This window comes from Nocardioides hankookensis (genome assembly GCF_042658885.1).
Classification (GTDB): domain Bacteria; phylum Actinomycetota; class Actinomycetes; order Propionibacteriales; family Nocardioidaceae; genus Nocardioides; species Nocardioides hankookensis.
Genome location: NZ_JBHSRJ010000004.1, coordinates 1,071,715 through 1,085,276, shown reverse-complemented (window position 1 = coordinate 1,085,276; position 13,562 = coordinate 1,071,715). Strand labels below are relative to the sequence as shown.

Annotated in this window: 12 protein-coding genes; 8 read left to right on the top strand and 4 right to left on the bottom strand. The window is 71.0% G+C overall.

Annotated elements, in window-relative coordinates; all coding sequences use genetic code 11:
* Positions 1-8 precede the first annotated feature (8 nt).
* Together ACFPYL_RS11640 and ACFPYL_RS11635 are read right to left on the bottom strand one after the other, a co-directional pair.
* A complete protein-coding gene (locus ACFPYL_RS11640) occupies positions 9-599 on the bottom strand; it encodes a DUF5998 family protein (RefSeq protein WP_379154040.1) in 591 nt (196 codons plus the stop codon).
* A 26-nt stretch (positions 600-625) separates the two neighbouring features.
* A complete protein-coding gene (locus ACFPYL_RS11635; protein WP_379154038.1) occupies positions 626-3,313 on the bottom strand; it encodes a bifunctional acetate--CoA ligase family protein/GNAT family N-acetyltransferase in 2,688 nt (895 codons plus the stop codon).
* Positions 3,314-3,390: 77 nt separating this feature from the next.
* Here ACFPYL_RS11635 and ACFPYL_RS11630 point away from each other — a divergent pair, with 77 nt between their 5' ends.
* The 5 genes from ACFPYL_RS11630 (at position 3,391) to ACFPYL_RS11610 (ending at position 9,221) form a co-directional block, all read left to right on the top strand.
* Complete coding sequence (locus ACFPYL_RS11630; RefSeq protein WP_379154036.1) at positions 3,391-5,865, top strand: DNA gyrase/topoisomerase IV subunit A; 2,475 nt, start codon at positions 3,391-3,393, stop codon at positions 5,863-5,865.
* A 4-nt stretch (positions 5,866-5,869) separates the two neighbouring features.
* A complete protein-coding gene (locus tag ACFPYL_RS11625; RefSeq protein WP_379154034.1) occupies positions 5,870-6,577 on the top strand; it encodes an LppX_LprAFG lipoprotein in 708 nt (235 codons plus the stop codon).
* Positions 6,574-8,322 (top strand): MFS transporter, encoded by a 1,749-nt coding sequence (locus ACFPYL_RS11620; RefSeq protein WP_379154033.1) that lies wholly within the window; start codon positions 6,574-6,576, stop codon positions 8,320-8,322. The genes ACFPYL_RS11625 and ACFPYL_RS11620 overlap by 4 nt, the downstream gene beginning before the upstream one ends.
* Positions 8,323-8,344: 22 nt before the next feature.
* The gene (locus tag ACFPYL_RS11615) at positions 8,345-8,836 is read left to right on the top strand and encodes a beta-class carbonic anhydrase (protein WP_379154031.1); all 492 of its coding nucleotides are present in this window, start codon (positions 8,345-8,347) and stop codon (positions 8,834-8,836) included.
* 136 nt (positions 8,837-8,972) lie between these two features.
* Positions 8,973-9,221 carry a hypothetical protein gene (locus tag ACFPYL_RS11610; protein WP_379154029.1) on the top strand — a complete coding sequence of 83 codons (249 nt, stop codon included), beginning with the start codon at positions 8,973-8,975 and terminating at the stop codon, positions 9,219-9,221.
* A gap of 7 nt (positions 9,222-9,228) precedes the next feature.
* Here the strand turns inward: ACFPYL_RS11610 and ACFPYL_RS11605 are convergent, their stop codons facing one another.
* Entirely contained in the window at positions 9,229-9,423 is a 195-nt protein-coding gene (locus ACFPYL_RS11605; RefSeq protein ID WP_379154028.1) for a hypothetical protein, read from the bottom strand.
* An 18-nt stretch (positions 9,424-9,441) separates the two neighbouring features.
* Complete coding sequence (locus ACFPYL_RS11600; RefSeq protein WP_379155447.1) at positions 9,442-11,430, bottom strand: DNA gyrase/topoisomerase IV subunit B; 1,989 nt, start codon at positions 11,428-11,430, stop codon at positions 9,442-9,444.
* Between the two features lie 506 nt (positions 11,431-11,936).
* Here ACFPYL_RS11600 and ACFPYL_RS11595 point away from each other — a divergent pair.
* The 3 genes from ACFPYL_RS11595 to ACFPYL_RS11585 all read left to right on the top strand — a co-directional run bounded on the left by ACFPYL_RS11595 (position 11,937) and on the right by ACFPYL_RS11585 (position 13,557).
* A complete protein-coding gene (locus ACFPYL_RS11595; protein ID WP_379154026.1) occupies positions 11,937-12,170 on the top strand; it encodes a DUF7455 domain-containing protein in 234 nt (77 codons plus the stop codon).
* Between the two features lie 86 nt (positions 12,171-12,256).
* Positions 12,257-12,733, top strand: a complete 477-nt coding sequence (locus ACFPYL_RS11590) for a DUF456 domain-containing protein (RefSeq protein WP_379154024.1) — start codon at positions 12,257-12,259, stop codon at positions 12,731-12,733.
* On the top strand, positions 12,730-13,557 hold the full coding sequence (locus ACFPYL_RS11585) for an EamA family transporter (RefSeq protein WP_379154022.1): 828 nt from the start codon (positions 12,730-12,732) through the stop codon (positions 13,555-13,557). The genes ACFPYL_RS11590 and ACFPYL_RS11585 overlap by 4 nt, the downstream gene beginning before the upstream one ends.
* The last annotated feature ends 5 nt before the right edge of the window (positions 13,558-13,562 follow it).

The following is a 13,562-nucleotide window of genomic DNA, read 5'->3' as shown; positions in this document are numbered from 1 at the left end:
GGCGACGATCAGTGGGTGTGCGTGCGGGCCGAGAGCGACTCGGCGAAGGTCAGCAGCCCGGCGACGGCGTCGGTGCCGTCGGCCGCGGCCGACACCCGCAGCGAGAAGTCGTCGGAGGCCAGCACCCCGGTGTAGCCGTGGTCGGCGTCGCACTGGGGGTCGTTGCAGCCGGCGGGCTCGAGGTCGACGCGACTGACGCCGCCCCACCCGATCGTCATCACGGCCTCGGCCGGCGGCCGCGGACCGGCGGTCGGGTTGGCCACCATCCGGGTCACCACGACCGAGCGGACCGAGCTGAGCCGGATCGCCTCGGTGGAGGTGGACGTGTAGGGCTCCGGCAGCAGGTCGTCGCCCTCGTGCTCGTCGGTGTGCGCCAGGATCAGCCGGCTCGGTGTCAGCACCGCCACGGACAGGTGCCGGCGCACCTCGTCGCGGTCGAAGGTCGGCTCGTGGTGGACGAAGAAGGAGACGACCTCCTCGCCGGCCACCGCGCTCTCGACGCCCTCGGCGACGACCTCGGGGTAGTAGCCGGTGCGGTCGATCGCGTCACGGAGCTCGACGGCGCGATCGTGACCCTCGGTGGTCCTGGTGCTGCGCATGCCTTCAGTCTGTCACGCGGGGCAGATCATGACGGCAGCGTGTCCCCAGCCGGCTGGGAGAGGCGACGTACGAACCAGTCCGAGCGCGGGTCCACGACCGGATCCACGCGGGCGGCGGCGGTCAGCACCGTGGCGCGGTCCGCGCCGGCGAGGACCAGCGAGAGCTCGAGCGCGCTGACCTGGGGCACGTCGTTCTGGAGCTGGGCGACGCGCTGGATCAGCCGCTCCACCTCGGCCACGTCGACCGCCTCGCTGCCGCGGTAGCCGAAGAGCATCGGCGACGACTTGATCTCGCGCACCATCGACGCGGCGTCGCGGCCACCCAGCGGCGGGATCCGGTAGGAGCGGTCGGCCAGCAGCTCGGTGAGCGGGCCGGCGATGCCGAACGACACGACCGGCCCGAAGAGCGGGTCCTCGATGGTGCGGACGGCGACCGGGACGCCCGGCGGCGCGTTCTTCTGCACCACGAAGCCGGCCCGCTCCGGCTCACCGATCAGGTTGCCGAGCGTGTCCCACGCGTCGGCCATCTCGTCGGCGTCGTCGATGTTGCGCCACACGTGCGCCTGGTCGGGCCGCTCGCGCAGGTGCTCGGCGGTCGCCTTGAGCACCACGTCCCAACCGAGCGCCTCCCCCGCGGCGATCGCCTCATCGCGGCTCGCGACGTCGCGGGTCTGCCACAGCTCCACGTCGTACGTCGCCAGCAGCTCGGTCAGCGCGTCGAGGTCGAGGTCGGTGCCCTCGGGGTGCTCGGCGAGGATCCGGCTCACCAGCCGCTTGGCCGCGGCGGCGTCCACGGCGCTCGGGTCGACCGGCTCCCCGTCAGGGGTGCGCAGCCAGACCGCGTAGTCGACCACGTGCGCGAGCGCGCGGACCGCCGACTCCACGCCGGGGTACGACGGTACCGAGCCACGTCCGGCGGTCGAGCCGGCGACGTCGGGGACCCGGAGCAGCTCCGGCACGCCCTCGGCACCGAGGAACGAGGAGACCAGCGGCTTGTCGGACTGCTCCCCCACGGCGGCGAGCACGTTGGCGACGCCCTCGCCGGAGACGTTGATCGGCGGCACGTAGACGGCGACGACCGAGTCGACCTCGGGGTCGTCGATGGCGGCGTCGAGCGCGTCCTCGAAGTCCTCCGCGCCGGCGTCGACGCCGAGCGCTATCGACTTGTTGACGACCAGCCCGACCGCGGCCGCGGCGTCGGCGGCGAGCAGGCCGAGCGCGTCGGAGTTGCCGACGATCGCGACCCGGCGCCCGCGCGGGAGCGGCTGGTGGGCGAGCAGCTGGGCGACGTCGAACATCTCGTCGAGCGTGTCGACCTGGATCACGCCGGCCTGGCGGAACATCGCGTCGACGGCGGCTGCCGGCGCGGCGATCTTCCGTACGGCGTGGCCCATCGGGACACCCTGCGTCGTACGCCCGGAGCGCACCGCGATGATCGGCTTGCGCAGCGAGACCCGGCGGGCGATGCGGGAGAACTTGCGCGGGTTGCCGATCGACTCGAGGTAGAGCAGCACGACCTCGGTGGAGTCGTCCTCCTCCCAGTACTGGAGCAGGTCGTTGCCCGAGACGTCGGCGCGGTTGCCCGCGCTGACGAAGGTGGAGAGGCCGAGGCCGCGGTTGTAGACCTTCTCGAGGATCGCGGTGCCGAGCGCACCGGACTGGCAGAAGAAGCCGGCGCGGCCGCGCGGCGGCATCAGCGGCGACAGGGACGCGTTGAGCGAGACCTTCGCGTCGGTGTTGATGATGCCGAGGCAGTTGGGTCCGATCAGGCGCAGCCCGTAGGAGCGCGACAGCCCGACCAGCTTGCGCTGCCGGACCCGCCCCTCCTCGCCCGTCTCGGCGAAGCCCGACGACACGACGATCAGCCCGTGCACGCCCTTGGCGGCGCAGTCGAGCACCACGTCCTGGACGTGCTCGGCCGGGACGGCCACGACGGCGACGTCGACGTCGTCGGGGATCTCGGTGACCGACTTGTACGTCGGTAGCCCCGACACGGCGTGCGACGTCGGGTTGACGGCGTACACGCGGCCGCTGAAGTCGCCGGTGATCAGGTTGCGCACCAGCGCCTGGCCGATCGTCTCCTGGCGGCGGCTGGCGCCGATGACGGCGACCGAGCGCGGGTTGAAGAACTTCTCGATCGAGGCGGACTCGGCCTTGTGCTCGCGCGCCGACATCAGCCCGATGGCGGTGTCGGTGGGGTCGATGGAGAACTCCAGCTGGAGCACGCCCTCGTCGTACTCGCTCGCGACGCGGTAGCCGGCGTCGCGGAAGGTCTGGATCATCCGGGTGTTGTCGGGCAGCACCTCGGCGACGAACCGCTCCACCCCGCGCTCGCGGCCCGCCTGGGAGAGGTGCTCGAGCAGCAGCTGCCCGATCCCGCGGCCCTGGTGGCTGTCCTCGACCAGGAACGCCACCTCGGCCTCGCCCGGCTTGATCACGTCGTAGCGACCCACGGCGATGATCTGGCCCTGGAGGGTGAGCACCAGCGCGACCCGGTCGACGTTGTCGACGTGGGTGAACCGGTCGACGTCGCGCTCGGAGAGCCGCGGCATCGGCGAGAAGAAGCGGTAGTACTTCGACTGGTCGGACACCCGCGCGTAGAACTCGACGAAGACCTCGCGGTCCTCGACCCGGATCGGGCGGATGTGTGCGGTGCGCCCGTCCCGGAGGAGGACGTCCGCCTCCCAGTGCGTCGGGGCGGGGGTGACGGTCACGCGTGAAATCTAGCGTGGCCACGCCAACGCGGCGTGCCCCTGCCGAATCCGTGGGTGGCAGTTGAAAGAATCCCCCCATGGCACGCGGCAAGACGAAGCAGGACCTCCCGGACGACTTCGAGGAGCACATCCTCGACACCGACATCAAGCAGGAGATGGAGACGTCGTTCCTCGAGTACGCCTACTCCGTCATCTACTCCCGGGCGCTCCCGGACGCCCGCGACGGGCTGAAGCCGGTGCAGCGCCGGATCCTCTACACGATGAACGACATGGGGCTGCGGCCCGACCGCGGTCACGTGAAGAGCGCCCGCGTCGTCGGTGAGGTCATGGGTCGGCTGCACCCGCACGGCGACGGCGCGATCTACGACGCCATGGTCCGGATGGCGCAGCCCTGGTCGATGCGGGTGCCGTTCATCGACGGCCACGGCAACTTCGGCTCGCCCGACGACTCCCCCGCCGCCATGCGTTACACCGAGGCCCGGATGGCGCCGGCCGCGGTCGCGATGACGGCCTCGATCGACGAGGACACCGTCGACTTCAAGCCCAACTACGACAGCCGCGAGTTCGAGCCGGCCGTGCTGCCGGCGGCGATCCCCAACCTGGTCGTCAACGGTACGACGGGCATCGCGGTCGGCATGGCGACCAACTGCGCCCCGCACAACCTGGTCGAGGTCGTCCAGGCGCTGCGGCACCTGATCACCCACCCGAAGGCCACCGTCGACGACCTGATGCGCTTCATCCCGGGTCCCGACCTGCCCACCGGCGGCAAGATCGTCGGCCTCGAGGGCATCCGCGACGCCTACGAGACCGGCCGCGGCTCCTTCCGGATGCGCGCGACCGCCCGGGTCGAGGCGATCACCAACCGACGCAAGGGCATCGTCGTCACCGAGCTGCCCTACGGCGTCGGCACCGAGAAGGTCATCGAGCGCATCAAGCTGCTGGTCCAGAGCAAGAAGCTCCAGGGCATCTCCGACATCAAGGACCTCACCGACCGCACCAACGGGCTGCGGCTGGTGATCGAGGTCAAGAACGGCTTCGTGCCCGAGGCGCTCCTCGAGCAGCTCTACAAGCAGACGCCGATGGAGGACTCCTTCGGCATCAACGCCGTCGCCCTGGTCGACGGCCAGCCGCGCACGCTGGCGCTCAAGGAGATGCTCGAGGTCTTCCTGGAGCACCGCTTCGACGTCGTACGCCGGCGCTCGCTCTTCCGGCGTACCAAGGCCGCCGACCGGCTGCACCTGGTCGAGGGCCTGCTGCTCGCGATCCTCGACATCGACGAGGTCATCCAGCTGATCCGCACCAGCGACAACGCCCCCGCCGCCAAGGAGCGGCTGATGTCGGTCTTCGACCTGAGCGAGATCCAGGCCGACTACATCCTCGACATGCCGCTGCGCCGGCTCACGAAGTTCTCCAAGCTCGAGCTCGACAAGGAGCGCGACGAGCTCCAGCGCACCATCGAGGAGCTCGACGCGATCCTCAGCGACGACAAGCTGCTCCGCAAGGTCGTCTCCGACGAGCTCGCCGAGGTCGCCAAGACCTACGGCACCCCGCGGCGCACGGTGCTGCTCGAGTCGGCCGGCACCGCCGTCACGGCGACCGCGGTCGCCCTCGAGGTCGCCGACGACCCGTGCTTCGTCTACCTGTCCGCCACCGGCCTGCTCGCGCGCAGCGCGAACGCCGAGCAGCCGGGCCAGGGCGGCGGCCGCTCCAACCACGACGTCGTCGTCTCGCTGGTGCGCGCGACGGCGCGGGGCGAGATCGGCGGCCTCACCAGCACCGGACGGCTGGTCAAGATCGGCGTGCTCGAGCTGCCGCAGCTGCCCGACACCGCCAACGACCCGCACCTCGCGGGCGGTCTCCCGGTGAGCGAGATCCTCTCGCTGGAGCCCGGCGAGCGGCTGCTCGCGCTGTGCTCGCTCAGCACCGAGGGCCCCGGCCTCGCGCTCGGCACCCGCCAGGGCACGGTCAAGCGGGTCAATCCCGAGGTGCTCGGCCGCGACGACTGGGAGGTCATCCGGCTCGCCGACGGCGACGAGGTCGTCGGCGCGGTCGAGCTGACCACCGGCCGCGAGATCCTCTGCTTCATCACCTCCGACGCCCAGCTGCTGCACTTCGGGGCGGACGCCGTACGCCCCCAGGGCCGCACCGGCGGCGGCATCGCCGGCATCCGCGTCACCGGCGGCGAGCGGGTGACCTGGTTCGGCGCCGTCGACCCGGACGCCCCCGAGGGCTCGGTCGTCGTCACGGCGTCCGGCTCCTCGACCGCCCTGGAGGGCACCGACGCCGGCGCGCTCAAGGTCGCGCCGTTCTCGGAGTACCCCGCCAAGGGCCGGGCCACCGGCGGCGTCCGCTGCCACCGGTTCCTCAAGGGCGAGGACACGCTCGTCTTCGCCTGGGTCGGTACGGCGCCCGCCCGTGCGGCCGCGGCCAGCGGAGCCCCCATCGACCTGCCCGAGGCGACCGGCAAGCGCGACGGCTCTGGCACCCCGGCCAGCCAGCCGATCCTCGCCTGCGCCGGCCCGGTCGCGGCCCGGGTCCGTGTGGAAGGGTGACCCCGTGATCTCTCGGCACCGGCTCGCGTCCTCCGTCCTCACCGGCGTCGTCGGCCTGCTCTCGCTCACCGCGTGCAGCGGCAGCGACGCAGGCAATGGGTCCGACGCGACCCCCGACGAGGTGTTCGCCGCCGCCAAGTCCAACCTCGACGAGACCAGCGGCGTCAAGCTCACGCTCGACACCAAGGACCTGCCCGACGGCGTCACCGGCGTCGAGACCGCCGAGGGCATCGGCACCCACGCCCCGGCGTTCGACGGCACGATCACCGTCGTGCTCTCCGGCCAGGCCTTCCAGGTGCCGGTGATCGCCGTCGACGACAAGGTCTACGCCCAGATCCCGCTGACGACGGGCTGGCAGGACATCGACCCGGCCGACTACGGCGCCCCGGACCCGGCCCAGCTGATGAGCCCCGACAAGGGCTTCTCCTCGCTGCTCCCCGCCACGACCGACGTCGAGCAGGGCGACAGCGTGCGCGGCGGCACCGACAACAAGGAGGTGCTGACCGAGTACACCGGCACGGTCGGCGCCGACACGATGAAGAACATCATCCCGACCGCCTCGGGCGACTTCGACGTCACCTACACGATCAACGACGACGAGGAGCTGCGCAGCGCGAAGCTCACCGGGGTCTTCTACCAGGACTCCACCTCGATGACCTACACCGTGACCTTCGAGGACTACGGGACCGACAAGGACATCACGGCGCCGTGAGGCACTCGCCGCGGCTGCTGCTCGCCCTGGCCGCGGTCGCCGTCGCTTTCGCGGCGGCGGACACGTACGTCGTCGTGCTGGCGCTGCCGGACATGATGGCCGGCGCCGGCATCCCCGTCGACCAGCTCCAGCGTGCCGCGCCGATCGTCTCGGGCTTCCTGCTCGGGTACGTCGCGATGCTGCCGCTCATCGGCAGGATCGCGGACCTCCGCGGCCGGGTCCCGGTGCTGGTCGCCGCGCTGCTCGTCTTCGCGCTCGGCTCCCTGGTCACCGCGCTGGCCTACGACATGCCGACCATCGTCACCGGGCGCTTCCTCCAGGGCGTCGGTGGCGGCGGCCTGGTGCCCGCGACCCTCGCGCTGGTCGCCGACCTCTACCCCGCCGAGCGGCGCGGCGTACCCCTCGGCCTGGTCTCCGCCGTCCAGGAGATCGGCAGCGTGCTCGGGCCGCTCTTCGGCGCGCTCGTGCTCGCCGTGGCCGACTGGCGGGCGATCTTCCTCGTCAACCTGGTCGTGGGCCTCGTCCTGGCCCTTCTCGTCGGTCGAGTAGCGAGCGCCAGCGAGCGTATCGAGACCCCTCGCCGCCGCGGCATCGACTGGATCGGCCTGCTGCTCGCCCTGGTCACCCTGGTCGCCGGCGTGCTGGTCTTCGTGCAGCCCAGCCAGCTGATGCGCGACCTGACCTACGGCCAGCTCTTCATCCCCTACACCGACGACAGCCGCTGGCTGACTCCGATCGGGCTGGTAGCCATCGGCGCGTTCGTGCTGCTGGTCGTGCGGTGCTGCACGGCCCGGCGCCCGCTGCTCGACATCCCCGGCTGGGTCCGCACCGTGCGGGAGGCCGACGTGCTCGGCGCCGTGCTGCTCGCCCTGGCGCTCGCCGGGGTGATCCTCGCCTTCGCCACCGCCGACCCCAAGGTGCAGGTCTTCTCCGACCAGGGCCTCTGGTACCTCCTGGGCGCCGCGCTCGCCGCCGTCGCCTTCGTGCTGCACCTGCGCCGCACCGACCGCCCTCTCGTGCCGACCGGAGCACTGCGTCGTACGCCGGCCTGGGGCGCGATGCTCGTCAGCTTCTTCATCGGCGCGGCCCTGATCGCGGCGCTCATCGACATCCCGCTCTTCGCGCGCACGACGGTCTACCCGGGCTCCCAGCTGATGGCGGCGCTGGTGCTGGTGCGCTTCCTGGTCGCGCTGCCTGTCGGCGCCGTGCTCGGCGGCTACCTCACGCACCGCCTCCCGGCCGGCGTCGTCACGGCCGTCGGCATGGTGCTGGCCGCGGTCGGCTTCCTGTGGATGGCGACCTGGGGCCTGGAGTCGCTGCACAGCGCGGTGGCGACGCTGCCGCTGGTGATCGGCGGCTTCGGCTTCGGGATCGCTCTCGCCCCGGTGAACGCCGCCGTGCTGGCCAGCACCGATGACGACGTCCACGGCCTGGCGAGCGCGTTCGTCGTGGTGTCCCGGATGGTCGGGATGCTGGTCGGCATCTCGGCACTCACCACGATCGGGCTACGGCGCTACTACGCCGAGCAGGCCGACGTACCGTCCGTGCGCGACGTCTGCGACGGCGCCAGCCGCTGCTCGGAGTTCTCCCGGCTCCTCAAGATCGCCGGCATCGCCCAGGAGCAGACGGTCTTCACCGGCGCCGCGGTCTGCGCGCTGGTCGCGGCCGTGCTCGCCCTCGTGCTCTTCCGCCAGGCGCCCACGCGGGCCGTCTCGACCGGCGACCTGCTCCGCTCCGCCGGTTGAGCCGTTGGCTATCGTGCCGGACGTGAGCTTCGACGACCTGCTGGCCGCCAACCGCGAGTTCGCGGCCTCCTTCGACCTGGCCGGCTTCGACGGCGTCGCGCACGCCGGCGTCGCCATCGTCACCTGCATGGACTCGCGCATCGACCCGCTGCGGATGCTCGGGCTCAAGGCCGGTGACGCCAAGATCTTCCGCAACCCGGGCGGACGCGTGACGCCCCAGGCCATGGAGGCCCTGGTCCTCGGGGTCCACCTGCTCAAGGTCGAGCGGGTGCTGATCGTCCCCCACACCCGCTGCGCGGTCGCCAGCAACACCGAGGCCGAGCTGCGGGAGAAGGTCGGCGCCTCCGCCGGCATCGATGCGTCCTGGCAGCCGTTCCCGGTCATCGCCGACCAGGTCGCCGCCCTGGGTGAGGACGTCCACAAGGTCCGCTCCCACCCCCTGGTCCCCGACAGCACCGAGGTGGGCGGCTTCCTCTACGACGTCGACACGGGCCTGCTCGAGCAGAAGTACTGAGCGTCGCCGACCCGCCGCCCACCGTCGTACCTGACGTCAGTGCTGTGGATCGGGCACAGACGCGACACTTTCGTCAGGTACGACGCGCGGCCCACCGGCCACTCAGGCTGGTTCAGCAATGGCCGATGTGCTCTCCGTGGCTGACTACAACGTCCTCACGCACTCGGACATGGTCTCGGCGGGTCGCGCCCACTACCGGGGCTCCCCCGGTCGCGCTCCCGAGCACCACTACGTCGAGGCCATGATGATCGAGCTCACGACCAACCAGAGCTACGACTTCGTCGGCGTGGTCCCCGCCTGGGGCGACCGCGAGCCGCTCTACATCTTCACGTCCAGCCTGGTGCTCCGCGACCAGGAGGAGAAGCACCGGCTCGCCGCCAGCTGAGCCACCCTCAGACGTCGCTGGCGCGGCTCTGCTGGAGCGACTGCCGCATCGCGTCGGCGGCCTGCTTGTCGGCCGCCCTGCGCTCGGCGTCCGACATGCCGTCGCGCACCGCCAGCCGGATCACGGCGTACAGCACCAGCGCCGCGGTCGCCGCGCCGACGACGAGCATGATGAGGATCTCGACGGCCCCGATCGCGAACATGCGCCTACCGTAGCCCCGTCAGGCGTCGAGCGCCTCGGCATCGACCTCGTAGGCGCCCTGGACGATGAACTCCTTGCGCGGGGCGACGTCGGAGCCCATCAGCAGCTCGAAGATGCCCGACGCGCTCTCGGCGTCGTCGACGGTGAGCCGGCGCAGGGTGCGGTGGCGCGGGTCCATCGTGGTCTCGGCCAGCTGGTCGGCGTCCATCTCGCCGAGGCCCTTGTAGCGCTGCACCGGGTCCTTCCAGCGCACGTTCTTCTTCTTGAGGTCCGCCAGCTTCCGCTGCAGCTCGTCGTCGGAGTAGGTGTAGACGTACTTCTCCATGCCCTTCTTGGGGTTGGAGATCTCGATCCGGTGCAGCGGGGGCACGGCGGTGTAGACGCGCCCGTCGGCGATCAGGTCGGGCATGTACTTGAAGAAGAGCGTCGCCAGCAGGCAGCGGATGTGCGCGCCGTCGGAGTCGGCGTCGGCCATGAAGATGATCCGGCCGTAGCGGCGCGCCTCGAGCTCGAAGGTGCGCCCGGAGCCGGCACCGACCACCTGGATGATCGAGGCGCACTCGGTGTTCTTCAGCATGTCGCCGACGGACGCCTTCTGGACGTTCAGGATCTTGCCGCGGATCGGCAGCAGTGCCTGGAACTCCGAGTTGCGCGCCAGCTTGGCCGTGCCGAGCGCCGAGTCACCCTCGACGATGAAGAGCTCGGTCTTGTCGTTGTCGGCCGCCCGGCAGTCGGCCAGCTTGGACGGCAGCGCCGAGGACTCCAGTGCGTTCTTCCGGCGCTGGGTCTCCTTGTGCTGCCGCGCCGCGATCCGGGTCTTGGCCGCGCCGGCGACCTTCTCCATGACCAGCTTGGCCTGGGCCTTCTCGGCGCGCTTCGTCGACGTCAGGAACTTCTTCAGCTCCGCCGCCACGACCTTGCGTACGACGGTCCGCGCGGCCGGGGTGCCGAGGATCTCCTTGGTCTGGCCCTCGAACTGCGGCTCGGCCAGGCGGACGGTGACGACCGAGGTCATGCCCTCCATGACGTCGTCCTTGATGACGTCGTCGTCGTTGACCTTGAGCACCTTGGTCGCCTTCATGGCGTCGTTGAAGGTGCGGGTGATCGCGCCCTCGAAACCGCTGACGTGGGTGCCGCCCTTGGGCGTGGCGATCACGTTGACGAAGGAGCGCAGCACGGTCTCGTAGCCGGTGCCCCAGCGCACGGCGACGTCCACGTGCAGCTCGCGGTCGATGTCCTGGGGCGTCATGTGGCCCTGGGCGTCGAGCATCGGCACCGTCTCGGTGAAGGTGTCCGAGCCCTGGAGCCGCACGATGTCGGTGACCGGCTCGTCGGGGGCCAGGAAGTCGGCGAACTCCGCGATGCCGCCGTCGTGGCGGAACTTCTCCTCGCGCGGGGTCTCGCCGCGCAGGTCGCGGATCACGATCTCGAGGCCGGGAACGATGAACGACGTCTGCCGGGCCCTCCCGATCAGGTCCTCGAAGACGAACTCGGCGTCCTTGGTGAAGATCCGGCGGTCCGGCCAGAACGTGATCCGGGTGCCCGACTTCCCCTTCGCGACCCGGCCGCCCTTGCGGGTCAGCCCCGACCTCGGCTCGAACGGAGCGTCCGGTCCCTCGCCGGTGAAGACGCCCGGAGCGCCGTGACGGAAGGACAGGCCTTGCTCGGACGGCGAGCGCTGCACGTCGATGTCCATCCGCGCCGACAGCGCGTTGACGACGGACAGGCCCACGCCGTGCAGGCCACCGGTGGCGACGTACGAGCCGCCGCCGAACTTGCCGCCGGCGTGCAGCTTGGTGGCGACCACCTCGACGCCCGGGAGCCCGGTCTTGGGCTCCTTGTCGGTGGGGATGCCGCGACCGTCGTCGTGGACCTCTGCCGACCCGTCGGGGTGGAGGGTGACCTCGACGCGCTGCGCGGCGCCCGCGAGGGCCTCGTCCACGCCGTTGTCGATGATCTCCCAGAGGCAGTGCATGAGACCGCGCGTGTCCGTGGAGCCGATGTACATCCCGGGCCGCTTGCGCACCGCCTCCAGTCCCTCGAGGACGAGGAGGTGCGCCGCGTTGTACGTGTTGTCGATCGTGGGGCTCCTGCGCTGGGAGTGTGAAGGTGGAAATCTGATTGTTACGTCCGTACCGAATCTACCTGCGACACGCCGGGCAACGATGAAGGCACGCCTGCGGGGAGCGGGTCTAGCGTGGTCAGCACTTCCCCGAGCAGCACCGTCACACCCCGCAGCACCCGGCACCACCTGGTGTCGACGTCACGATGTGGACACGATCGGCACTCGGGAGGTCGGATCCGCAACGCGAGGCCGGCTCCGAACGTCACACTCACACAGCGAAATCTCCTCGTCGACAGCCTTTCGAGGCATGGAATTCTGCCGATGAGGGAAGACACAGCATGATTGGATGACGTGTCAGGCGACACGTGGCAACCAGACCAGGTCGGGAATCTTGGACCCGGTCGCTACGTTGAGCAAGACACCGAGGCAGGACGAGAAATGAGGCCGATGTGACTACTGCACTTGCCCCCAACACCGCCGCGCTGAGCGCGGTGGACCGTTGCGACCGCTGCGGCGCCCAGGCCTACCTCCGTGTGGAGCTCCAGTCGGGTGGTGAGCTGCTCTTCTGCGCCCACCACGCTCGTGAGCACGGAGACAAGCTCAAGGAGATCGCCGCCAACGTCGTCGACGAGACGCACAAGCTGTCCACCACTCCTTCCAGCGCCACCGACGACGAGCGCTGACCGACTTCCACCGTCTTTCGCGGCCCCGGACCCTGTGTCCGGGGCCGCGACGCATTTGTGCCGCGACGCATTTGTAGGGTGCTGCCGTGACCGCGACCACCCTGATCGCCGCCCTCCTCGTGGCGGTGGGCCTGGTCGGCATCCTGGTTCCGATCCTGCCGGGGTCGATGCTCGTCGTCGCGGGCGTCCTGGTCTGGGCCTGGGCGGAGGGCGGCGCGACCGCCTGGACGGTCTTCGTCGTCGCCACCGCGCTCGTCGTCGTCGGTGCCGTCGTCAAGTACGTCGTCCCCGGTCGCCGGCTCCAGGTCGCCGGGATCCCGGCCTCCACCCAGTGGGTGGGCGTCGCCCTGGGCGTGGTCGGCTTCTTCGTGGTGCCGGTGGTCGGGCTCTTCCTCGGCTTCGTGCTCGGCGTCTACCTGGCCGAGCTGGTCCGGGTCGGCAGCGCGGAGGCCTGGCCCTCGACCGTCCACTCCCTCAAGGCCGTCGGCCTCAGCATCCTGGTCGAGCTGCTCGCTGCCCTGGCCGCCACGCTGGTCTGGATCGGTGGCGTGGTCGCCACATGAGCATCCTGCTGTCGCTCTTCGCGGCTGCGTCGTACGGCCTCGCCGACTTCTCCGGCGGCGTCTTCTCCAAGCGGGCGAGCGCCTGGTCGGTCGCCCTGATGGCCCAGCTCGGCGGCGGCCTGGTCGTCCTCGCGGCCGGCCTGCTCGTGAGCGGCGAGCCGACCTCGACCGACCTCGCCTGGGCCCTGCTCGCGGGCGTCGGCAACGGCTTCGGTACGGCATTCCTCTACCGCGGCCTCGCGGCGGGGCGGATGGGTGTCGTCTCCCCCGTGTCGGGCGTCGGCGCCGTCGTGGTCCCGGTCGCCGTCGGCCTCGCGACCGGCGAGCGGCCGAGCGCGGTGGTGCTCCTGGGCGTCGCGCTCGCCTTCCCGGCCATCTGGTTCGTCTCCCGGGAGCCGGAGGGCGGCTCGCTGGTCGGCCCGGGCCTGTCCGACGGCATCCTCGCCGGGCTCGGCTTCGGCACGCTCTTCGCCGCCCTCGCCCAGATCCCGGAGGACGCCGGCCTGCTGCCGCTCGCGCTCAACCAGCTCGTCGCCGGCGTCGCCATCGTCGCCGTGGCGGTCGCTGTCCGCCAACCCTGGGTGCCCCGCGACCCGAACGCCCTCGGCGGGGTCATCAGCGGACTCCTCGGCACCCTCGCGACCTGGCTCTTCCTGGTCGCCACCCACCACGGCTACCTCACGGTGGCGGCCGTCATCACCTCGCTCTACCCCGGCTTCACGGTCCTGCTCGCCGTGCTCTTCCTGCGCGAGCACGTCCACCGCGCCCAGGCCCTCGGGCTCGCACTGTGCGTCGGCTCCGTGGTGCTGGTGGCCGCAGGCTGACTGGG

Excerpts from the sequence above, each read along its gene's own strand:
- ACFPYL_RS11600 (WP_379155447.1), bottom strand. The coding sequence starts at position 11,430 with ATGTACATCGGCTCCACGGACACGCGCGGTCTCATGCACTGCCTCTGG.
- ACFPYL_RS11585 (WP_379154022.1), top strand. The coding sequence starts at position 12,730 with ATGAGCATCCTGCTGTCGCTCTTCGCGGCTGCGTCGTACGGCCTCGCC.
- ACFPYL_RS11605 (WP_379154028.1), bottom strand. The coding sequence starts at position 9,423 with ATGTTCGCGATCGGGGCCGTCGAGATCCTCATCATGCTCGTCGTCGGC.
- ACFPYL_RS11630 (WP_379154036.1), top strand. The coding sequence starts at position 3,391 with ATGGCACGCGGCAAGACGAAGCAGGACCTCCCGGACGACTTCGAGGAG.
- ACFPYL_RS11640 (WP_379154040.1), bottom strand. The coding sequence starts at position 599 with ATGCGCAGCACCAGGACCACCGAGGGTCACGATCGCGCCGTCGAGCTC.